The organism is Micrococcus luteus (assembly GCF_022664405.1).
GTDB lineage: Bacteria > Actinomycetota > Actinomycetes > Actinomycetales > Micrococcaceae > Micrococcus > Micrococcus luteus.
The window spans coordinates 137,583-158,356 of record NZ_JAKRLB010000001.1 but is presented as its reverse complement, the minus strand read 5'-3'; the positions used below and the strand labels follow the sequence as shown (position 1 = coordinate 158,356).

At 72.5% G+C, this 20,774-nt stretch carries 18 protein-coding genes and 2 tRNA genes; 5 read left to right on the top strand and 15 right to left on the bottom strand.

Going from position 1 to position 20,774, the window contains the following annotated elements; translation table 11 throughout:
- Nucleotides 1–11 precede the first annotated feature (11 nt).
- Complete coding sequence (locus tag MF605_RS00785; protein WP_078025328.1) at nt 12–2,327, top strand: protein kinase domain-containing protein; 2,316 nt, start codon at nt 12–14, stop codon at nt 2,325–2,327.
- A gap of 45 nt (nt 2,328–2,372) precedes the next feature.
- Here MF605_RS00785 and MF605_RS00780 read toward each other — a convergent pair whose 3' ends face one another.
- Nucleotides 2,373–3,026 (bottom strand): anthranilate synthase component II, encoded by a 654-nt coding sequence (locus tag MF605_RS00780; protein ID WP_078025329.1) that lies wholly within the window; start codon nt 3,024–3,026, stop codon nt 2,373–2,375.
- A 158-nt stretch (nt 3,027–3,184) separates the two neighbouring features.
- On the opposite strand from MF605_RS00780, the gene MF605_RS00775 reads away from it, so the two are divergent.
- Entirely contained in the window at nt 3,185–3,490 is a 306-nt protein-coding gene (locus tag MF605_RS00775; protein WP_078025330.1) for a cell division protein CrgA, read from the top strand.
- 167 nt (nt 3,491–3,657) lie between these two features.
- Here MF605_RS00775 and MF605_RS00770 read toward each other — a convergent pair whose 3' ends face one another.
- Nucleotides 3,658–4,602: a rhomboid family intramembrane serine protease gene (locus MF605_RS00770; protein WP_242821216.1), complete on the bottom strand. Its 945-nt coding sequence runs from the start codon at nt 4,600–4,602 to the stop codon at nt 3,658–3,660.
- Between the two features lie 11 nt (nt 4,603–4,613).
- Nucleotides 4,614–5,144 carry a peptidylprolyl isomerase gene (locus tag MF605_RS00765; RefSeq protein WP_010079725.1) on the bottom strand — a complete coding sequence of 177 codons (531 nt, stop codon included), beginning with the start codon at nt 5,142–5,144 and terminating at the stop codon, nt 4,614–4,616.
- A gap of 185 nt (nt 5,145–5,329) precedes the next feature.
- On the opposite strand from MF605_RS00765, the gene MF605_RS00760 reads away from it, so the two are divergent.
- Both MF605_RS00760 and MF605_RS00755 read left to right on the top strand, forming a co-directional pair.
- Nucleotides 5,330–6,565 (top strand): hypothetical protein, encoded by a 1,236-nt coding sequence (locus tag MF605_RS00760; RefSeq protein ID WP_134416147.1) that lies wholly within the window; start codon nt 5,330–5,332, stop codon nt 6,563–6,565.
- A 216-nt stretch (nt 6,566–6,781) separates the two neighbouring features.
- On the top strand, nt 6,782–7,429 hold the full coding sequence (locus tag MF605_RS00755; RefSeq protein ID WP_049145002.1) for an MBL fold metallo-hydrolase: 648 nt from the start codon (nt 6,782–6,784) through the stop codon (nt 7,427–7,429).
- Nucleotides 7,430–7,465: 36 nt separating this feature from the next.
- Here the strand turns inward: MF605_RS00755 and MF605_RS00750 are convergent, their stop codons facing one another.
- The 12 genes from MF605_RS00750 to dnaA all read right to left on the bottom strand — a co-directional run bounded on the left by MF605_RS00750 (nt 7,466) and on the right by dnaA (nt 20,282).
- Nucleotides 7,466–7,693 (bottom strand): amphi-Trp domain-containing protein, encoded by a 228-nt coding sequence (locus MF605_RS00750; RefSeq protein WP_020624434.1) that lies wholly within the window; start codon nt 7,691–7,693, stop codon nt 7,466–7,468.
- 76 nt (nt 7,694–7,769) lie between these two features.
- Nucleotides 7,770–8,558, bottom strand: a complete 789-nt coding sequence (locus MF605_RS00745) for a queuosine precursor transporter (protein ID WP_078025332.1) — start codon at nt 8,556–8,558, stop codon at nt 7,770–7,772.
- Between the two features lie 252 nt (nt 8,559–8,810).
- Nucleotides 8,811–8,883, bottom strand: a tRNA-Ala gene (locus MF605_RS00740).
- An 11-nt stretch (nt 8,884–8,894) separates the two neighbouring features.
- Nucleotides 8,895–9,056 carry a hypothetical protein gene (locus MF605_RS00735; RefSeq protein WP_166795244.1) on the bottom strand — a complete coding sequence of 54 codons (162 nt, stop codon included), beginning with the start codon at nt 9,054–9,056 and terminating at the stop codon, nt 8,895–8,897.
- 58 nt (nt 9,057–9,114) lie between these two features.
- A tRNA-Ile gene (locus MF605_RS00730) sits at nt 9,115–9,188 on the bottom strand.
- 100 nt (nt 9,189–9,288) lie between these two features.
- The gene (locus MF605_RS00725) at nt 9,289–9,789 is read right to left on the bottom strand and encodes a DUF3566 domain-containing protein (protein ID WP_049145010.1); all 501 of its coding nucleotides are present in this window, start codon (nt 9,787–9,789) and stop codon (nt 9,289–9,291) included.
- Nucleotides 9,786–12,482 carry a DNA gyrase subunit A gene (gene gyrA, locus MF605_RS00720; protein ID WP_134416149.1) on the bottom strand — a complete coding sequence of 899 codons (2,697 nt, stop codon included), beginning with the start codon at nt 12,480–12,482 and terminating at the stop codon, nt 9,786–9,788. The genes MF605_RS00725 and gyrA overlap by 4 nt, the downstream gene beginning before the upstream one ends.
- A gap of 66 nt (nt 12,483–12,548) precedes the next feature.
- Nucleotides 12,549–14,708, bottom strand: coding sequence for a DNA topoisomerase (ATP-hydrolyzing) subunit B (gene gyrB / locus MF605_RS00715; protein ID WP_166795245.1), 2,160 nt, complete (start codon nt 14,706–14,708; stop codon nt 12,549–12,551).
- A 370-nt stretch (nt 14,709–15,078) separates the two neighbouring features.
- On the bottom strand, nt 15,079–15,642 hold the full coding sequence (locus tag MF605_RS00710; RefSeq protein WP_044659941.1) for a DciA family protein: 564 nt from the start codon (nt 15,640–15,642) through the stop codon (nt 15,079–15,081).
- Nucleotides 15,635–16,849 carry a DNA replication/repair protein RecF gene (recF, locus tag MF605_RS00705; protein WP_122054792.1) on the bottom strand — a complete coding sequence of 405 codons (1,215 nt, stop codon included), beginning with the start codon at nt 16,847–16,849 and terminating at the stop codon, nt 15,635–15,637. Before recF ends, MF605_RS00710 begins: the two co-directional genes overlap by 8 nt.
- 21 nt (nt 16,850–16,870) lie before the next feature.
- Entirely contained in the window at nt 16,871–17,986 is a 1,116-nt protein-coding gene (gene dnaN, locus MF605_RS00700; RefSeq protein ID WP_002856446.1) for a DNA polymerase III subunit beta, read from the bottom strand.
- 748 nt (nt 17,987–18,734) lie between these two features.
- Nucleotides 18,735–20,282 carry a chromosomal replication initiator protein DnaA gene (gene dnaA, locus MF605_RS00695; protein WP_044659943.1) on the bottom strand — a complete coding sequence of 516 codons (1,548 nt, stop codon included), beginning with the start codon at nt 20,280–20,282 and terminating at the stop codon, nt 18,735–18,737.
- Between the two features lie 342 nt (nt 20,283–20,624).
- On the opposite strand from dnaA, the gene rpmH reads away from it, so the two are divergent.
- Nucleotides 20,625–20,762, top strand: a complete 138-nt coding sequence (gene rpmH / locus MF605_RS00690) for a 50S ribosomal protein L34 (protein WP_002856443.1) — start codon at nt 20,625–20,627, stop codon at nt 20,760–20,762.
- Nucleotides 20,763–20,774: the final 12 nt, after the last annotated feature.

Genomic DNA, 20,774 nt, shown 5'->3' with positions numbered 1-20,774 from the left:
CGGACGTGTCTGTGGATGAGCAGAGGACCCTGAACGGGCGGTACCGGATCGGTGAGCTGATCGGGCGCGGCGGCATGGCGGACGTCTTCCGCGGCGAGGACCTGCGGCTGCACCGCCCGGTGGCGGTGAAGCTGATGCGCCGGGATCTGGCGCGCGACCCGCACTTCCAGGCGCGCTTCCGCAAGGAGGCGCGCTCGGCGGCCTCCCTGAACCACCCCTCGATCGTCTCCGTGTACGACACGGGCGAGGTCTCCCTCGAGGACGGCCTCCATCCGGTGGACTGCCCGTTCCTGGTGATGGAGCTCGTCTCCGGCCGGACGCTGCGGGAGATCCTGCACGCCGAGGGCGCCGTGGGCCCGGACCGCGCCGTGGCCTGGACCCGGGGCGTGCTGGAAGCGCTCGAGCACGCGCACGAGGAGGACATCGTCCACCGCGACGTGAAGCCCGCGAACGTCATGGTCACGGACACGGGCACCGTGAAGGTGATGGACTTCGGGATCGCCCACGCGCTGGCAGACACCTCCGCCACCACGTCGCAGACCCAGGCCGTGGTGGGCACGGCCCTCTATCTGGCCCCGGAGCAGGCGACGGGCCGCACCGTGGACGGCCGCGCCGACCTCTACGCGGCCGGCTGCCTGCTGTTCGAGCTGCTCACGGGCCGGCCCCCCTTCACGGGCGACACGCCGCTGGCCGTGGCCTACCAGCACGTGCGCGAGGAGCCGCCGGCGCCCTCCGACGTCGACCCCGACCTGCCGCCCGCGTTCGACCCCGTGGTGCTGCGCGCCCTGCGCAAGGATCCACAGGACCGGTTCCCCACCGGCGCCGCGTTCCTCGCGGCCCTCGAGGAGGCCGCCGCGGATCCGCACGCCGGCCCCGGCCGTCACACCCCGCCGCTCGATGCCGTCCATCCCGCCCTCGTCGGCGCGGGTGGCGCGGTGCTGGGCGCCACGCCCGCGGAGCACGGGGCCGACGTCGCCGACGTGCCGACGGCCGCGGTCCCGCTGACCCGGCCGGCGCCCTCCGTCCCGGCCGAGCCGGACACCGCGCAGCCCCAGGCGGTGAACCACGCCGTGGCGGGTGCGGGACTGCCCGGCGCCGCCTCGGCCGCGCAGCTGGCCGCCGCCGCCGCCATGGACGGCCCCCGACCGGTGACCGGCGGCCAGCCGGTGACGCCCGGTGCAGCCGCGACGCCCCGGCCCGAACCGCCGCCCCGAGACACGCCGGCACCGGCGACGGCCACACCCCGTCGTGTCCGCCGTCGCGTCCGCCGGCGCACGCTCCTGGCGGCCGGCGTGGTCCTGGTCGCGCTGGCCCTGGTCCTGGCGCCGTGGCTCGCGGCGGCCCTGCGCACCACCGCGGAGGTGCCCGCGGTGGTGGGGCTGCAGCAGGATGAGGCGGTCGCGGCGCTCGAGGACGCAGGCCTGGTGGCCGTCGTCTCGTCCGCGTACATGGCCGACGCCCCGGACGGGACCGTCACCCAGAGCGACCCGCCGACGGGCACGGAGGTGCCCCGCGGGGCCGAGGTGCGGATCCGGGTGTCCCGCGGCGAGGAGGGCATCGCGCTGTCCGACTCCCTGCACGGGCTGTCCGAGGACGCGGCCCGCCGCGAGCTGGAACGGCTGGGCCTGCGCGTCTCCTCCGTGCAGTACCAGGACGACGGCCGACTCGAGCGCGGGCTGCTCGCCCGCACCGACCCCGCGATGGGCACCCACGTGCCGCCCGGCTCCTCCGTGGTGCTGCACCTGTCCAGCGGCATGGTCGCCGTGCCGGACGTGGTGGGGATGAGCGCTCCGGACGCGCGGCGTCAGCTGGCGCTGAGTGCCCCCGAGCTGCGCGTGCGGATCCAGGACGAGGACGGCGCGACCACCGACACCGGCACGGTCGTGGCCCAGGATCCGCCCGCCGGCGTCCGCGTGGACAACCGTTCGTCCCTGACCCTGACGACTTCCTCGTGGATCGCGCCCACGGCCGAGCCCTCCGAGCCGGCGCCGCCGTCCAGCGAGGCGCCCGAGCCCACGCCGTCGGCGTCCACGTCACCGAGCCCCCCGTCGTCGGAGAGCCCCGAGCCCTCCGAGAGCCCCGAGCCCTCCGAGAGCGCGGAGCCGTCGCCCTCGCCGTCCGCCTCGGCCACGCCCAGCCCCGAGCCGACGACGACCGCGACGCCGTCGCCGACGCAGAGCCCGTCGCCGCCGTCGGCGGCCCCGTCGACCTCGTCGGAGCCGACCGAGCAGTCGCCGAGCACCTCGCCCACCGCGACGCCGGTGGACCCGCTGCCGACGCTGACGCCGGACCCCGAGCCCTCGATCGACCCGCCGCCGTCCACCTGAGCGGACGGGGCGCCGTCGGACCCGCGAACCGGGCCCCGGGACCGGTCAGTCCTGGCGGACGAGGGGCGAGAGCCGGCCGCCGCGCTCGGCGGCCCCGGAGAGCCCCACGGACTCGAGCCAGTTGCCGAGCATCCGGTACCCGCCCTCGGTGAGGACGGACTCGGGGTGGAACTGCACGCCCCACAGGGGCGCGGTGCGGTGGGCCAGACCCATCACGACGCCGTCCTCGGTCTCGGCGGTGATCTCCAGGACCGCCTCGTCCACGGTGGGCCGCACGGTGGCCAGCGAGTGGTAGCGGGTGGCGGTGAACGGCGAGGGGACGCCCTCGAACATGGGGTGCTCGCCGTGGCGGACCAGGGACGTCTTGCCGTGCATGAGGGACTCCGCGTGCGTCACGGTCGCGCCGAACGCCTCCGCGATGGCCTGGTGCCCCAGGCACACCCCGAAGAGCGGGCGGCCGCCGTCGGCGGCGGAGCGGATGAGGTCGAGGGAGACACCGGCGTCGGCGGGCGCGCCCGGCCCGGGCGAGATGAGCACGGCCGTGTGCTCGGCCGCGAGCTCGAGGGCGCGGGCGGGGGTGACCTCGTCGTTGCGGATCACGGTGGTGCGGGCCCCGAGCTGCTCGAGGTAGCCCACCAGGGTGTAGACGAAGCTGTCGTAGTTGTCGACGACGAGGACGGAGACCTCGGGGCTCTGCACGGGGGCGCTCTTTCCTCCCCGCCGCGTGGGAGCGGGGTGCATAGACTGGCCGGGCACGTCGCTGACCCCGGTCCTGGGCAGGTCAGCAGGATACCGTCCCCGCCCCGGTCCCCGCCGGTGGGGGCGCCCACCACCCCCCCCACCCGAGGAGAAGACCCGTGGCAGCACCCGCCGGCAAGCGCAAGGACTCGGCCCGTCGGAAGCGCGAGGAGCTCGAGGCCGCGCGCCGCAGCCGCTCCGCCGTGCGGACGGACCTCGGGGACGTGGACCCGGGTCCGAAGCCCCTCTCCCCCGTGTACAAGGCCGTGATGTTCGGCCTGCTGATCCTCGGCCTGCTCTGGATCATCGTCTACTACCTGACCCAGGGCCTCCTCCCGATCGTGCAGATCGGCGGCTGGAACATCCTCGTGGGCTTCGGCATCGCGCTCGTCGGGTTCCTGATGATGTCCCGCTGGAGCGAATGACACGCGTGTAGTTCTCCACAGCGGTGGACAACCCTGTGGATGGGGGATCCGCACGATCCGGCCCGGAGACGAGTTGTCCCCGGAGTTGTCCACAGGTGTGGACACCCCTGTGGGAAGAAGTGCACACCCACCTGTGGAGAACTCCGGGGACGGTCGGGGAAGACGGCCTACCCGAGCAGGCCGGCCACCGTGACCCGTGCGGCGCCGAGCACCGTGAGCGCCGCCAGCGCCGCCGCCACGACCACGAGGCCGGCCACCTGGGCGCCCACGGACGGCACGCGCGCGCGGCCGGGCCGCAGCCCGCCGGCCAGGGAGAACACGACGGCGACGACGGCGCCCGTCAGCAGCCCGCCCATGTGCACCTGCCAGGCCACCCCGGGCAGCAGGAACGAGAACACGAGGTTCAGGCCGATCAGCACGGCGATCGAGCGCACCTGCCCGCCCCGCACCCGGGTGAGCAGGAACAGGGCCGCGAACATGCCGTACACGGCACCGGACGCCCCGACGACGGGCTGCAGCGGGTCCGAGACCCACAGTGCGAACACCGCACCGCCCACGGCGGAGAGCACGTAGAGGGCGAGGAACCGCCACCAGCCCAGCGCGGGCTCGAGCACGCGCCCGATCACCCACAGCGCGAGCATGTTCAGCAGCAGGTGCGTGGGGCCGGTGACGTCGTGCACGAGCGCGTAGGAGGCCATCCGCCACGGCTCCATGCCGTACGGGGACGTGTAGAGCCCGGCGTACCAGAGCGCTTCGGTCACGCCGGACGCCTGATCCCGGGTCATCCACTGCGCCGCGTAGACCACCACCGTGACCGCCAGCAGGATCCAGGTGACGGGCGAGGCGGCGAAGCCCGTCCGCCGTCGGACCGGGACCGTCGCGGCGGCGCCGGCGGCGGGGGCCGCCGTCGGAGCGGGGCCGGCCACGACGCCGGACGCACAGTCCACGCAGACCGGTCCGGCCGCGGAGCCGGGACGCTGGCAGTCGAGGCACGCGGGGCGCCGGCAGACGGCGCAGCGCACATACGCGGCACGGCCCGGATGCCGCGGGCACACCGGGGGTGTGCCGTCCGCGGAGTCCGGGCCGTGCGGGTCAGAGGGGGTGGTGCTCACCGAGGGGCTGCTCAGGCCTCGTCGATGTCGATGGACTCGATGACGACGTCCTCGAGCGGGCGGTCACGGGGATCGGTGGCGACGGCGTTGAGCTCGTCCACGACCTTCTGGGAGGCCTCGTCCTTCACCTCGCCGAAGATGGTGTGCTTGCCGTTGAGCCAGCCGGTGGGCACGGAGGTGATGAAGAACTGCGAGCCGTTGGTGCCGGGGCCGGCGTTGGCCATGGCCAGCAGGTAGGGACGGTCGAACTGCAGCTCGGGGTGGATCTCGTCGCCGAACTGGTAGCCGGGGCCGCCGATGCCCATGCCGAGCGGGTCGCCGCCCTGGATCATGAAGTCCTTGATGATGCGGTGGAACACGGTGCCGGAGTACAGCGGGGCGCCGTTGTTCTTCTCACCGGTCTGCGGGTGGGTCCACTCCTGCTCGCCGGTGGCGAGACCCACGAAGTTCTTCACGGTCTTCGGGGCGTGGTTGCCGAACAGCTCGACGACGATGTCGCCGTGGTTCGTGTGGATGGTCGCGGTGTGCGTCTTGTTCGCCATGCGCCCCATTGTTCCATCCGCGGCGGCGGGTCGTCCGGATCCCGCCGTCCGGGGGCGGGTCTTCCGCGATCGGCGTACGCACTCCCGGCGTGCCGGGACCCGTGCCACGGCGGGGGTCGGCCACTAGGCTGGGCCTCGAGGACCACCGCGTTCAACGACCATCCAGAACTCACGGGAGGCATCACATGGCTCGCAAGACCCTGCACGACGAGATCCAGCACGACGGCGGCGCGAACGCGTTCGTCGCACGCCAGGCGGAGAACCTGCGCCACTGGGCCGCCCCGAAGGTGGAGTCCACCCGCGCCTGGAGCGAGGTGGCGGCGGCCTACGGGCTGATCGGCGGCTCCGCCGCGGCCGAGGAGGGCCGCCGCAAGGCCCAGGACGCCAAGAAGGAGTACGGCCCCGTGGTCGAGCGCGGGGCGCGGAAGGCCGGCGAGGCCGTCGCGCACCAGTACGGGCTGCTGGCCCCCGCCGTCGCCAAGGGCGTGGACACCGTCCAGGACTTCCTCGAGCACCTGCAGGCCCAGGCGCAGGACGCCGGCCACGAGGTGCAGCAGCAGTTCGCCGCGGCGCGCAAGGACGCTGAGAAGGCCGCGAAGAAGGGCCGCCGTCGTGGGGGCCGCAAGGCCACGCAGCTGCGCCGGGACGGCCGCCAGGCCGCCAAGGGCCTGCGCAAGGACGCGAAGAAGGCCGCCAAGGGCGCCCGCAAGGACGCGCAGCGGTCCGCCGCCCTGTTCAGCGACCGTGCCGGTCAGGCCAAGGACGCCGCCGCGGCGGGCGGCCTGACCCTCGCCGGCCTCCTCGCCACGGGTCTGTCCGCGCTGCAGGAGCAGGGCGGGAAGGTGGCCCCGCAGGTGCAGGCCCGCCTGGCCGACGCCGGCGACTACGCCCAGCGCCGCAAGGAGGAGGTCCTCCCCGTGGCCGCCGCCCGCCTGGCCGACGGCGCCGCGCACGCCCGCAAGACCGCCCACGACGTCGAGGTCCCGGACGCCCTGGAGCAGGCCCTGATCAAGCTCACCGGGGACAAGGCGATCGTGCAGCGCCTGCGCCAGGGCGCCGAGCAGTACGCCGGCGCCGCCGAGAAGGACCTGAACCGTGCCGCCGGTCGCCGGGCCTCCCGCTCGGGCGGCCGCGCCTGGATCGTCGCGGGCATGGCGGCCGCCGCCGCCGGCGCCGGCTTCGCCCTGTGGCGCCTGACCAAGCCGGTGCAGGATCCGTGGACCGCCCCGGTGCCGGGCCCGATCACCGCGAACATCCCGGTGGTGGAGGCCAACAACCCCTACGCCCAGCAGCAGAAGGTCGTGGCCGAGGCCGGCTCGGCCGCGGCGGGTCAGGGCGTGCGGGTGGACACCGCCACGCCGGACCCGGTGGCCGCCGCCAACGCGAAGGTGCTGGGCGTCCAGCCCGGGCAGCAGCGCTGACCCGCTCCCCCGCGCTCTGAGCGCGCCGCGGACGGCGACCGGCCCGCGCATCCTCGGCAGGACCGAGGGGGCGCGGGCCGGCGCGCGTCCGGGCGCAGGTCGGGGCGGGAGCCGGTGGGCCGCCGTCGAACGGGGCGCGGGCCTTGTCCACCGCCGGGAGCGCGCGGGAGGCTGGGAGCGCCCGGGATCCCGACGCCGGGCGGAGGAGTGATCTGCATGAGCACGACCCTGACCCTCTTCGGCCACTCGGCCGTCCGCCTCGAGAAGGCCGGTCGGCGCCTCGCGTTCGACCCCGGCGCGTTCAGCGACGCGGCGGTGCTGGACGGCGCGGATGCCGTCCTCGTGACGCACGGCCACCCGGACCACGTGGTCCCCGAGCAGCTGGCCAGGGCCGTGGCCGGCACGGAGGCGCACGTGTGGGCGCCACGGGATCTGACGGGGCCGCTAGCGGAGGCGGGGCTCGACGCCGGGCACGTGCACACGGCCGTGCCCGGGGAGACGTTCGAGGCCGCCGGCTTCCGGGTGGAGGTGCTCGGCGGGGAGCACGCGGTGATCCACGCCGAGGTGCCGCGCCCGGTCAACGTGTCCTACCTCGTGGACGGGGCCGTGCTGCACCCGGGCGACTCGTTCACGGTGCCGGACGCCGACGTCGAGGTGCTCCTGCTGCCCGCCGCGGCGCCGTGGCTGCGCATCGCGGACGTGGTGGACCAGATGCGGGCCATCGCGGCGACGCACACCCGCCCCATCCACGACGGCATCCTCAGCGAGGACGGCAAGGGCGTGGTGGACGGGGTGCTCTCGGGCCTCGCCGAGGGCGTGACCGACTACCGGCGCCTGGCCCCCGGGGAGCCCTGGACGTTCTGAGGCACGGGGAGGCGACGGCGGCCGCCCCGGGGCCGGTCACCAGCTGAGGGTGATCTCCAGCTCGGCGTCGCCGCCGTCCTCGACCTCGAGCTCCACCTCGAGGCCCACGCGGTCCGGGACGGTGACGACGACGTCGCGGCCGCCGTGCTCGACCCGCACCTCGTTCTGCCGGGAGAGCTGGTCGGCGAGGTCGCGCAGGCGTGCGGCGGCCTGCTCACGGCTGAGGGTCTGCTGCTGCTCGTGCTCAAAGAGGTCCTTGCCCATGGCACCGACGGTAGTCGCTGGGCGGGGTGCGCGCGACGGACGGGCCCCGGCGCGGCCGCGCCGGGGCCCGCGCGGGTCAGCGGGACGCGGCCGGGGCGAGGGCGGGATCGTCGTCGCGGTGGATCTCGAAGCCGGGTGCCCGGTAGGTGGGCTCCCGGCGCTTGAGGGCGCGGATGACGAGCAGGGTCACCGGCACGATGAGGATCTCCACGAGCGTCTTGTACGCGAAGCCGGTCACCGTGTAGTTCGCCAGTTCCAGCAGCGAGATGGTGCCGGCGTAGGCGATGGTGCAGAAGATCAGGGTGTCGAAGAACTGGCCGACCACGGTCGAGAGGATGAGCCGGAACGCCACGTGCCGTTCCTTCATGCGCTCCTTGAGGCGGACCACGATGGACGCGTTGAGCAGGGAGCCCACGAGGAACGCGACGACGCCGGCCACGGTGATCCGCAGCATGGGCGCGAGGGCCTGGTCCCACACCTCGAAGCCCTCGACGGGCGTGGTCCAGGAGACCACCGTGTAGGTGAGGGCGGCGAGCACGAGCATCGCGAAGCCGAGGACGATGGCGCGGCGGGCCCGGCGCCAGCCGTACACCTCGGCGAGGATGTCGCCGACGATGTACGCGAACGGGAACAGGAAGGCGCCGCCGTCGAAGATGAGGGGGCCGCCGTCGTAGAAGAGGTCGGAGATGACCGGGACGGTGGGGCCGTAGAAGAGCTTGGCCGCGGTGACGCCGGAGAGGATGAGGAGGGCGATGAAGACGCCCACGAAGATGTCGTAGTAGCTCGCGGGCACCCGGGCGTAGGCCGGAGTGCCCTGCCCAGAGGCGGGTCGGTCGGGGGACGGGGTGTCGATGGTGGTGTTCACCGGACCATCCAACACCACGCACGACGACGGCGGGCACGGTGGGCGGGTCCGGCGGCGGGGGTTCGGGGCAGGCCATCCCCGTCCCTCCGTGGGCAGAAACGCCCTCTCTTCTGCCCACGGGGCCCGAAGTCCTGCGGTTTGTGCCCCAGGAGCCCCCGGGTCGCCGGTTTCTGCCCACGGTGCCGGCGCCGGCGGCCACCCTGGGCATACGAAAGGGCCCGGGAGTCTCACGACTCCCGGGCCCTTCTTCGGTGGAGGCAAGGGGACTCGAACCCCTAACCCCCTGCTTGCAAAGCAGGTGCGCTACCAATTGCGCCATGCCCCCGTGAGGACCGGTCAGTCCTCCGGTGCCGGCTCGACGCCGTCGGCGTCCTCCGGCAGGTCGTCCGTGGCCGTGGCCCAGACGTCCTTCCGCGCACTGTTCTCCCGCCAGAGACGCGCCCCATAGGCGGCTGCCGCGGCGCTGACCACGAGGGCCACGCGTGCCAGTCGACCCATGGGAAGACCTCCGGAGACGAACGGAGCCCCAGCGGACCGGGGCTCTGTGTGGTGGGAGTGGGCGTACCAAGACTTGAACTTGGGACCTCTTCGTTATCAGCGAAGCGCTCTAACCGCCTGAGCTATACGCCCTCACCGTCGCTCACGGCTGACGCCGTTCACAACAGGAGATGACTGTACAGGAACGCCGACGCCCCGCGCAAATCCGCGCGGGGCGTCGGCGAAGGTCGGCTCAGTCGTCCGTCAGCGTGACGCCGATGCCGCCCACGAGGCTCGCGCAGAGGTTGTAGAGCAGCGCGGCCACGGTGGCCAGGGCGGTCAGCAGGATGACGTTGACCACGGCCAGCACGGTGGCCAGCGAGGTCACGGTGCTCAGCGGGGCCAGGGACGCCACGGTGTAGCGCCCGGCCTCGGAGCCGAGCACGGTGCCGATCACGTCGTTGACCCTGTCGAAGATCCCGAGGACGTCGGACAGCGAGTACAGCGCCACCGCCGCCACCACCGTGAGGATGCCCAGCGCCACCGAGAGCAGGAACGCCAGCTTCAGCACGGACCACGGGTCCACCCGGGTCAGGACCAGGCGGGCGCGGCGCACCTTGGCCTTCGGGACGGCGCGGACCAGGTCCTCCTGCGAGGACCCGCTGGCCTTGCGCACCGGACGGCCGGACCGCGGCTCGGCGGCCTTCCCGGTGCTCCGTCCCTGGCCGGGACGCGACGACGCGGACGTGCTCACTGCTCTCCTCCGTCTGCACCCTCACCGGCGTCCTGCGTCAGGGCGTCCTCCGGTGCGGCTACGGGGTCGGTCGGGTCGATGTCTGCGTCCAAGGGTACATCCGGCCCCGCCTCGGCCTCGGCGTCCGCCTTCGCCTCCATCTCCTGCTCGTTGTTCAGGGTGACGGCGACGATCCGGTCCCGCTTGTCCGGCTTGGCGAAGATCACGCCCATCGTGTCGCGGCCCTTGGCCGGCACACCGGCGACGGCGGAGCGCACCACCTTGCCCGAGGCCATCACCACGAGGACCTCCTGGTCCTCGCGCACCACGAGACCGCCGGCGAGCTCGCCGCGGTCGTCCACGAGCTTGGCGACCTTGATGCCGAGGCCGCCGCGGTTCTGCAGGCGGTACTCGTCCACGTGGGTGCGCTTGGCGAAGCCGCCGTCCGTGACCGTGAAGACGTAGCCGTCCTCCTCCACCACGTCCATCGTCAGCAGGGAGTCGTCGTCGCGGAACTTCATGCCGGTCACGCCCGAGGTCGCACGGCCCATGGGACGCAGCGCCTCGTCCGTGGCGGTGAACCGCAGGGACTGGCCCTTGTGCGAGATCAGGATGAGGTCGTCGTCGGGCGAGACCACGCGGGCCGAGACCAGCTCGTCCCCCTCACGCAGCTTGATGGCGATCAGGCCGGCGGTGCGGTTCGTGTCGTAGTCCAGCAGCGGCGTCTTCTTCACGAGGCCGCCGCGCGTGGCGAGCACGAGGTACGGGGCCCGGCCGTAGTCCACGAGCGGCTGGATCTGGGCGATCCGCTCGTCCGGCTGGAACGCGAGCAGGTTGGCCACGTGCTGGCCCTTCGCGTCGCGGCCGGCCTCGAGCAGCTCGTACGTCTTGATGCGGTACACGCGGCCGAAGTTCGTGAAGAACAGCAGCCAGTGGTGCGTGGACACGGTCAGGAAGTGCTCGACGACGTCGTCGCCGCGCAGCGTCGCCCCCCGCACGCCCTTGCCGCCGCGCGCCTGGGACCGGTACTGGTCGATCCGGGTGCGCTTGACGTAGCCGCCGCGGGTGATGGAGACGACCATCTCCTCCTCGGGGATCAGGTCCTCGATGGACATGTCCCCGTCGAAGCCGGCGATGATCTCGGTGCGGCGGTCGTCGCCGTGCTTGGCCACGATCTCGGCGAGCTCCTCGGAGATGACCTCGCGCTGACGCTGCGGGGACTCCAGGATCCGGTTGTACTCGGCGATCTTCGCCATGAGGTCGTCGTACTCGTCCTGGATCTTCTGGGACTCCAGGGCGGCGAGCTGGCGCAGCTGCATCTGCAGGATGGCCTGGGCCTGGACGTCGTCGATGTCCAGGAGCTCCTTGAGGGCCTCGCGGGCCACGTCCGCCGAGGCCGAACGGCGGATGGTCGCGATGACCTCGTCCAGCATGTCCAGGGCCTTGAGCAGGCCGCGCAGGATGTGCGCGCGCTCCTCGGCCTTGCGCTTGCGGAACGCGGTGCGGCGCACGATCACGTCGATCTGGTGCTTCACCCAGTGGTGCACGAAGCCGTCCAGGGACAGGGTGCGCGGCACGCCGTCCACGAGCGCGAGCATGTTGGCCGAGAAGTTCGACTGCAGCTCGGTGTGCTTGTAGAGGTTGTTCAGCACCACCTTGGCGACGGCGTCGCGCTTGAGCACGATCACCAGGCGCTGGCCGGTGCGGCCGGAGGTCTCGTCGCGCATGTCCGCGATGCCGTTGATCTTGCCGTCCCGCACCATCTCCGCGATCTTCGCGGCGAGGTTGTCCGGGTTGGTCATGTAGGGCAGCTCGGTGACCACGAGGCACGTGCGGCCCTGGATCTCCTCCACGTTGACCACGGCGCGCATGGTGATGGGGCCGCGGCCGGTCCGGTAGACCTCCTCGATGCCCTTGCGGCCCAGGATCTGGGCGCCCGTGGGGAAGTCGGGGCCGTGCACGCGGGCCAGGAGCGCCTCGAGCAGCTCCTCGCGGGTGGCCTCGGGGTGCTCGAGGTACCACTGCACGCCCGCGGCCACCTCGCGCATGTTGTGCGGCGGGATGTTCGTGGCCATGCCGACGGCGATGCCCGAGGAGCCGTTGACCAGCAGGTTCGGGTACCGGGCGGGCAGGACGACGGGCTCCTGCTGCTTGCCGTCGTAGTTGTCCTGCATCTCGACGGTGTCCTCGTCGATGTCCCGGACCATCTCCATGGCCAGCGGGGCCATCTTGGTCTCGGTGTAGCGCTGGGCGGCCGCGCCGTCGTTGCCCGGGGAGCCGAAGTTGCCCTGGCCGAGCGCCAGCGGGTAGCGCTGGACCCAGTCCTGGATGAGGCGCACGAGGGCGTCGTAGATCGCGGTGTCGCCGTGCGGGTGGTAGTTGCCCATCACGTCGCCCACCACGCGGGCGGACTTGTTGAACGCGCGGTCCGGGCGGTAGCCGCCGTCGTACATCGCGTAGAGCACGCGACGGTGCACGGGCTTGAGGCCGTCGCGCACGTCCGGCAGCGCGCGGCCGACGATCACGGCCATCGCGTAGTCCAGGTACGAGCGCTTCATCTCCGACTCGAGGTCGACGGGCTCGACCTTGTCGGCGGCGCCCTCGGGGAGCACGTAGTGCTCGACCTCGATGTCCAGGCCGGTCTGCGGGGTCCCCGGGATCGGGGCGCCCTCGACGGGCTCGTCCGGGGTCTGGGGGGTGGTCTCGTCGCTCACGCGGGTCCTCTCGTGCTCCCCTCAGGCGGGGAGGGTGGTCGACTCAGGCAGGTCTGCGGGTCCGGCTCAGACGTCCAGGAAGCGGATGTCCTTGGCGTTCTGCTGGATGAAGCTGCGGCGGGACTCCACGTCCTCGCCCATCAGCATGGAGAAGACGGCGTCCGCGGCGGCGGCGTCCTCCATGGTCACCTGCAGCAGGGTGCGGTGCTCCGGGTCCATGGTGGTGTCCCACAGCTCCTGGTAGTTCATCTCGCCCAGGCCCTTGTAGCGCTGCACGCCGTTGTCCTTGGGGTAGCGCCAGCCCTTGGCCAGGCCGGCCTCGACGGCGGCGTCGCGCTCCTCGTCCGAGAACACGTAGTCGTGCGGGGCGTTGGACCACTTGATGCGGTACAGCGGCGGCTGCGCGAGGAACACGTGGCCGGCCTCGATGAGCGGGCGCATGTACCGGAACAGCACGGTCAGCAGGAGCGTGGTGATGTGCTGGCCGTCCACGTCCGCGTCCGCCATGAGCACGATCTTGTGGTACCGCAGCTTGGAGATGTCGAACTCCTCGCCGATGTTGGTGCCGAACGCCGTGATCATCGACTGGATCTCGGCGTTGCCGAGGGCCTTGTCCAGGCGGGCGCGCTCCACGTTCAGGATCTTGCCGCGCAGCGGCAGGATGGCCTGCGTCTCCGGGTTGCGGCCCTGCTTGGCCGAGCCGCCGGCGGAGTCGCCCTCCACGATGTACACCTCGCAGCGCTCGGGGTCCTTCGAGGAGCAGTCGGCCAGCTTGCCGGGCATGCCGAAGGACTCCAGCGGGGACTTGCGGCGCGCGTTGTCCCGGGCCTTGCGGGCGGCCAGGCGGGCGTGCGAGGCCATGATGGCCTTGCGGATGATCTCCTTGGCCGGGCCCGGATTGCGCTCGAACCAGTCGCCGAGGTGGTCCGTGACCGCCTTGGACACGAACCCGCGGGCCTCGGAGTTGCCGAGCTTGGTCTTGGTCTGGCCCTCGAACTGCGGCTCGGAGAGCTTCACGGAGATCACGGCGGTCAGGCCCTCGCGGATGTCCTCGCCCGTGAGGTTGTCCTCCTTGGGCTTGAGGATCTCCTTCTCCCGCGCGTAGCGGTTGACCAGGGAGGTCAGCGCGGCGCGGAAGCCCTCCTCGTGGGTGCCGCCCTCGTGGGTGTTGATCGTGTTCGCGTAGGTGTGCACGGACTCGGAGTAGGCGGAGGTCCACTGCATGGCCACCTCGACGGCCATGGAGCGACCGTCCGAGACGTCCTCGGCCTCGAAGGCGATGACGTCGTCGTGGACGTACTCGACCTTCTTGGCGGAGTTGAGGTGCTGGACGTAGTCGAGCAGGCCGTTCTCGTACAGGTAGGTGACGGAGCGGCGCTGCGGCTCCTGCTCCGCCTCCTCCGCCTCCTCCGCCAGGCCGTTCTCCGCGACGTCCTCACCGGCGGCGCCCTCGCCCGCGATCTCGTCGTCGACGACCTCGTTGGACTCCTGGACGCGCTCGTCCGTGAGGGTGATGCGCAGGCCCCTGTTGAGGAAGGCCATCTGCTGGAAGCGGGCACGCAGGGTCTCGTAGTCGAACTCGATCGAGTCGAAGATCTCCGGGTCCGGGTAGAACGTCTGCACGGTGCCCGTGGCGTCCGTGGCCTCCCCCTTCACCAGCTCGCCCTGGGGCACGCCGCCGTCCGCGAAGGACATGCGCCACACGTGCCCCTGACGGCGGACCTCGGTGTCCACGCGGCGGGAGAGCGCGTTGACCACGGAGATGCCCACGCCGTGCAGGCCGCCCGAGACGGCGTAGCCGCCGCCGCCGAACTTGCCGCCGGCGTGCAGGATCGTCATGACGACCTCGACGGTCGGCCTCCCCTCGGTGGGGTGCAGGTCCACGGGGATGCCGCGGCCGTCGTCCGCCACGCGCACGCCGCCGTCGGCCTGCAGCGTGACGTCGATGCCGGTGGCGTAGCCGGCCAGCGCCTCGTCCACGGAGTTGTCCACGACCTCGTACACGAGGTGATGCAGGCCCCGCGGGCCGGTGGAGCCGATGTACATGCCGGGGCGCTTGCGGACGGCCTCGAGACCCTCGAGCACGGTGATGGCGCTGGCGCCGTACTCACCGGGCACCTTCCGGTCCTTCACGGGGGTCTCGGGCTGCCCGACGGCGTCCGGCACGGCCTCCGGGTTCGGCGCGGCCGACGCGGCGGTCGGCTCCTCCGCGGGGTTCTCGGGCATGGCGTCAACCACGGGTGGCTCACTTCCTCGGACGTCGGCGGCTGGGTCGACCCGCGCGCAGGCGCGCGACGCCGCCCGGACATAACCGGCACGCGACACGCTCCCGCAGATCCACGGGGGTGGGGGACGGACGACAACCGGCCCCCTTTCACTGGTCCCAGTGTACCGCCTGACACCCCGAGGGCCCGCATCGACGGGGGTCCGCCACGGGAGAACACCCGCTCAGCGGCCAGGGACACGGCTCAGGACGTGCGCAGGAGACCGCCCATGCCTCCCGGGCCGTCCCCGACCCTGTGAGCGCGCCAGAGCGGCGCCCATGGCCTCGCCGCGTCCGGGACGCCGTCGTGCGCCGCGGGGGGCCGCCCCGGACTCAGCCGTAGGTGTCGCGCGGCCCGCGGCCGCCGCGCACGGTGCGCGGCCCCTTGCGCCAGCTCGGGGCCTGCGGCCCCGCCACCTCGATGCGGGTCACGACGCCGGGCCCGAGCGCCTCGTCGAAGCGCTGCAGGAGCACGGGGCTCATCAGGCGCAGCTGCGTGGCCCACGCGGTGGAGCTCGTCCGGACCCGCACCACGGAGTCCTCGAAGCTCTCCGGGCGGCAGTGCAGCGCGATCTCCGGCCCCACCAGCTCGGCCCAGCGGGTGAGCACGGAGCCGACCGCCACGGGGGTGGACCAGCCGCGGTCGCGGATGAGCCGGCCGAACACGGTGGACACCGTGGCCGGGTCCCGGTCCGCACCCCCGAACGGGCGCCGACGGTCCTGCCGCTCCCGGCCGGCCGACGGCGTGCCCGCCATGGCCCCGGCCAGGCCCGCGCCCGTCCCCCGCGCCCGCAGCGGCGCCTCGCCCCGCTCCCGGGCGGCCTCGCGGACCCGACGCAGCTGCACGAGCGCCAGGTCCGGCCGGTCCGGCTCGAACGGGGCGGGGGTCTCAGCCATCGGCGCCGCCCTCGCGCCGGGGCTCGCGGATGTCGCCCTCCACGGGGGCCGCGGCGGCCACGGCCTCGGAGCCCTCCGCGTCCTGGCGGATGAGCACGCGGTGGGCCGTGAGCTCCTCGGGGACGTCCTCGAGCGCGGCGGCCGTGACGATCACCTGCTCGGCCCGGTGCACGAGCGCGGCGAGGCGGCGGCGACGGGCGGCGTCGAGCTCCGCGAACACGTCGTCCAGGATCAGGACGGGGCGGGCGTCGGGGTCCGGGTCGTCGGCCACGAGCACGTCGTAGGCCGCCATGCGCAGGGCCAGCGCCAGCGACCACGTCTCCCCGTGGGAGGCGTAGCCGCGCGCGGGCGCCGGGCCCAGGAAGAGGGCGAGCTCGTCCCGGTGGGGGCCCACCAGGGTGAGCGCCCGCGCCCGCTCCTCCTCCCGCTGGGTCTCGAGCGTCCGGCGCATGTCCACGGCCAGGTCCGCCACGGCCGGGACCTCCGCGTGGGTGCCGCGGGCCAGCGGGACGGTGGACTCGTAGGCGTAGGCCGCCGCCTTGGAGCCGTTGGTCAGCGCCGCGTACATCTCCTGGAGGGGGCGGGCCAGCAGGCGCAGCACGTGCAGGCGGCCGTGGAGCAGGCGGGCGCCGGCGGCGCAGAGGTGCTCGTCCCAGACGGCGAGGGTCGCGTCCTCCTCGGGGCCCCAGCGGCGAGAGCCGCGGCCCGCCTTGAGCAGGGCGTTGCGCTGGCGCAGCACGCGTTCGTAGTCGGCGGCGGCCTCACCGAGCGCCGGACGCAGCTGCACCATGAGCTGGTCGAGGAGACGACGGCGGCCACCGGGCTCCCCCGTCACGAGGCCCAGGTCCTCCGGGGCGAAGACCACGGTGCGCAGGATCCCGAGGCCCTCCTTCGCCCGAACGGGGGCGCCGCGGTTGATGGCCACCCGGTTGGACCGGCCCGGCAGGATCTCCAGCTCGAGGGCGACGGCGCGCGATCCGCGGTGCACGCGCCCGGCGATCCGGGCCCGGTCCCGGCCGAAGCGCACGAGCTGCGCGTCCGAGCTGACCCGATGGGACTGCTGGGCGCCGAGGTAGCCGATCGCCTCCACGAGGTTGGTCTTGCCCACCCCGTTGGCCCCGAGCAGCACCGTGGACCCCGGCGTCAGCTCCAGGTCGGCCCAGCGGTAGGACCGGAAGTCCGCGACGGTGAGGTGGGAGAGGTACACGGGAGCGTCCGGCCCCCTGCGTCAGGCGATGCGCACCGGCATCACGAGGTAGCGGTAGTCGGAGACGACGCCGTCCTCCTGGTTCACGCCGGTGAGCAGGGCGGGCTTGGGCGCGGACGTGAACGCGAAGCGCACCTGCGGCTGGTCCACCACGGCCAGGCCCTCGGAGAGGTAGGACGGGTTGAACGCCACGGTGATGTCCTCGCCCTCGAGCGTGCACGGCACGGACTCGTTGGCGCTCGCGTCGTCGCCGGTGCCGGCGTCCAGGGTGACCTGGCCGTCCGTGAACACCATGCGCAGGGCGGTGTTGCGCTCGGCGACGAGGGCCACGCGGCGGGACGCCTCGACCAGGGCGGCGGTGTCCACCACGGCCTGGATGGGGCTGGACTCGGGGAAGAGCGAGCGGATCTTGGGGTACTCGCCGTCCACGAGCACGGAGGTGGTGCGGCGGCCGCCGGAGGCGAAGCCCACGAGGTCGGCGGTCTGGCCGAGCAGGATCTCCAGGTCGCCACCGGAGCCGAGGGACTTGGCGACCTCGGTGAGCGTGCGCGCCTTGATGAGCAGCGACGTCGAGAGGGACGGGTCCGCCGGGGTCCAGCGGATCTCCTTCATGGCCAGCCGGTAGCGGTCCGTGGCCAGGAAGGTCATGGTGTCGCCCTCGATCTCCACCTTCACGGCGGTGAGGATCGGCAGGGTGTCGTCCTTGGAGGCGGCGACGGTGACCTGGGCGACGGCGTGGGCGAACGCGGCGCCGTCCACGGTGCCCGCGGGGGCCGGCAGCTCGGGCAGGGCCGGGTAGTCGCCCACGGGCATCGTGGCCAGGGCGAAGCGGGAGGAGCGGCAGGTGACGAGCACCTTGCCGCCGTCGAGCTCCACCGTGACCTGGGCCTGCGGCAGGGAGCGGACGATGTCGTTCAGCAGGCGGCCGGAGACGAGCACCTGGCCCGCGGTCTCGACGTCGGCCTCGATCTCCAGGCGCGCGGAGGTCTCGTAGTCGAAGCTCGCGATGGACACGACGCCGGCCTCGGCCGTGATCAGCAGGCCCGAGAGCACCGGCACCGGCGGGCGCGGGGACAGGGAGCGTGCGGCCCAGGAGACGGCGTCGGTGAGGATGTCGCGTTCGACGGTGAACTTCACGAGCTGCACTGCCTCTCTGGGGGTGATGACGGGGGTTGCGGGCCCGGGGGGAACGGCGACACGCGGGCCTCAGCATAGGCGGTCCGCGCGGCGGGTGTCAGGTCGCCGACGAATGACAGCCGTGTGATTCCACGGATCTCGGGCGCCCGGGCGGAGCCCGGGCCGTCGAGGCGCTCAGCTCGGTGCGGGGCGGCGGAGTTGATGTTGCTTGGCGGGATCTCTCCAGAGGGATCAGAAGGAGTGGTAGCGAGTGTGGATCCTGTGGAGAACGCCGTTCTACCGCGGCACCATGCGGATCCGGTTGGGGGAACCGTGTGGACGCCCGCTCGTTCGGGGTGTGCATCCGGTGTGGACGAGCCTCGGAGGCCCTCCCCCCGCTCTGCACAGGCCCGACCGGGGTTGTCCAGACTCATCCCCGGATCCACCCCCCAGTTGTCCACATTCCTGTCCACAGGACGCGTCCACACCCGTCGAAATCCGCGAGATCATGCGGTTTTCGGCTGTGGAGATCTGTGGATACGTGTGGACCACCGAATGACATCCGTGTGATTCACCAGCCTGTGCACCGTCGTCGTCCCCAGGGGTGTGGACGCGGCGTGAGCGGCCTGATTCCGCCATCCACAGGCGCGGAGGTTGTCCACAGTGGCGGGGGTTCTCCACAGAGTTGTCCACACCGGTGGACAATGTGGAAGAAGACTCGAGTCCCGGTCGAAGGTTCGAACCGGGACTCGAGGGGGCAGTGGGTGGCTCAGGCGCCGCGCTGTTTCCGCTTGATCTCGTTGGTGAGCTCGGTGACCTGGTTGTAGATCGTCCGCCGCTCGGCCATCAGCTCGCGGATCTTGCGGTCCGCGTGGATGACGGTGGTGTGGTCGCGGCCGCCCAGGACCTGGCCGATCTTGGGCAGGGACATCTCGGTCAGCTCGCGCAGCAGGTACATGGCGATCTGCCGCGCCGTCACCAGCGTGCGGGTGCGGGACTTGCTGGTCAGCTCCTCGAGGGTGAGATTGAAGTACTCCCCCGTGGCGTGCAGGATCAGCTCCGGGGTGATCTCGTGCGCCGTCTCGTCCGTGATCAGGTCCTTGAGCACATGCTCGGCCAGCTCGATGTCCACGGTCTGCCGGTTGAGCGAGGCGAACGCGGTCACGCGGATCAGCGCGCCCTCGAGCTCGCGGATGTTCGTGGAGATGCGCGAGGCGATGTACTCCAGCGCCTCCGGCGGGGCCACGAGCCCCTCGGCCTCCGCCTTCTTCCGGAGGATCGCGATGCGCGTCTCGAGGTCCGGCGGCTGGATGTCCGTGATCAGCCCCCACTCGAAGCGGGAGCGCAGCCGGTCCTCGAACCCGGAGAGCTGCTTGGGCGGCAGGTCCGAGGTGATGACCACCTGCTTGTTGTTGTTGTAGAGCGTGTTGAAGGTGTGGAAGAACTCCTCGACCGTCGCCTCCTTGTCCGCCAGGAACTGGATGTCGTCGATCAGCAGGATGTCCACGTTGCGGTAGACCTGCTTGAACGAGGCGCCCTCGTCGTGGCGGATGGAGTTGATGAAGTCGTTGGTGAACTCCTCCGAGTTCACGTACCGCACCCGCAGGCCCGGGTAGAGGCGACGGGCGTAGTGCCCGATCGCGTGCAGCAGGTGCGTCTTGCCCAGGCCGGACTCGCCGTAGATGAACAGCGGGTTGTACGCCTTCGCCGGCGCCTCGGCCACCGCGTTCGCGGCGGCGTGCGCGAACCGGTTGGACGAGCCGATCACGAACGTCTCGAAGTGGTAGCGGTCGTTGAGGCGGCTGGTCTCCGCGGACGTCGACGGCGGCGCGGGGGTCGGCTTGCCGTTCCCGCTCGGGGCCGCGGTCGCAGCGGGCGCGACGTCGGCCGGCGGCTCGATGCGGAAGCCCGGCAGCTCCTCGGCGACGGCGCGGCGGGAGGTGGCGGCGGTCGCAGCCGGGGGCAGCTCGACGTCCGGCACCGCGGCGGCGGCCGGTCCGCCCGCGAGGGAGGAGCGGCGGGCCTCGGACGAGGGGGTCCGCGGCGGCTGCAGGTTCGCGTCGATCGAGATGGCCAGCAGGATCTCCTCGCGGAACTCCTTGGTCAGGGCGTCCGTGAGGGCGTCGGCCACCTGGGTGCCCTGGAGCGTCTCGCGGGTGGTCTCGTTCGGCACGGCCAGCAGGAGCGTGTTGCCGATGAGGCCCTGCGGCTGGGCCAGGTAGACGAAGCCCATGAGGCGGGCGCTGACCCGCGCGTCGTCCTCGAGGGAGCCCACGACGGAGCGCCACGAGCTGAGCACGGCCTGGTCTGCCACCACGGAGGCTTCCTTTCCTGGGGCAGACGTCCCCGAGGACGGGGGCGGCTGCGCGAGACGGACGACGGTGCTCGGAGTCTAACGGTTGTCCACAGGGTTGTGCACAGACGGTGGACAACCCCTATCATCCTGTGGACGACCGCCCCGGGCGCCCACGGGCGTCCGGGATCCGCGCGCACCCGTTTGACCCCTGCGTACCCCGGCCACTAGAGTTGTCTGGTCCCCCGGGTGTCGGTTGATCGTGCCCGCCGGGGATTTCATGTCAGAGCCTCACCGGTCCTTCCCCCTGGTCCACCTGCTCAGGTCGACGGTCGAAGGCACACAACACGTCGTGGAGAGATCACAGTGACCAAGCGCACGTTCCAGCCCAACAACCGCCGTCGTGCCCGCAAGCACGGCTTCCGTGCCCGCATGCGCACCCGCGCCGGCCGCGCCATCCTGTCCGCTCGCCGCGGCAAGAACCGCGCCGAGCTGTCCGCCTGAGGACCTCGGTCC

Coding starts and splice junctions, on each gene's coding strand:
- MF605_RS00765 (WP_010079725.1), bottom strand. CDS start 5,144: ATGGCGAACAAGACGCACACCGCGACCATCCACACGAACCACGGCGAC.
- gyrB (WP_166795245.1), bottom strand. CDS start 14,708: ATGCCCGAGAACCCCGCGGAGGAGCCGACCGCCGCGTCGGCCGCGCCG.
- MF605_RS00755 (WP_049145002.1), top strand. CDS start 6,782: ATGAGCACGACCCTGACCCTCTTCGGCCACTCGGCCGTCCGCCTCGAG.
- MF605_RS00710 (WP_044659941.1), bottom strand. CDS start 15,642: ATGGCTGAGACCCCCGCCCCGTTCGAGCCGGACCGGCCGGACCTGGCG.
- MF605_RS00760 (WP_134416147.1), top strand. CDS start 5,330: ATGGCTCGCAAGACCCTGCACGACGAGATCCAGCACGACGGCGGCGCG.
- MF605_RS00735 (WP_166795244.1), bottom strand. CDS start 9,056: ATGGGTCGACTGGCACGCGTGGCCCTCGTGGTCAGCGCCGCGGCAGCC.
- MF605_RS00750 (WP_020624434.1), bottom strand. CDS start 7,693: ATGGGCAAGGACCTCTTTGAGCACGAGCAGCAGCAGACCCTCAGCCGT.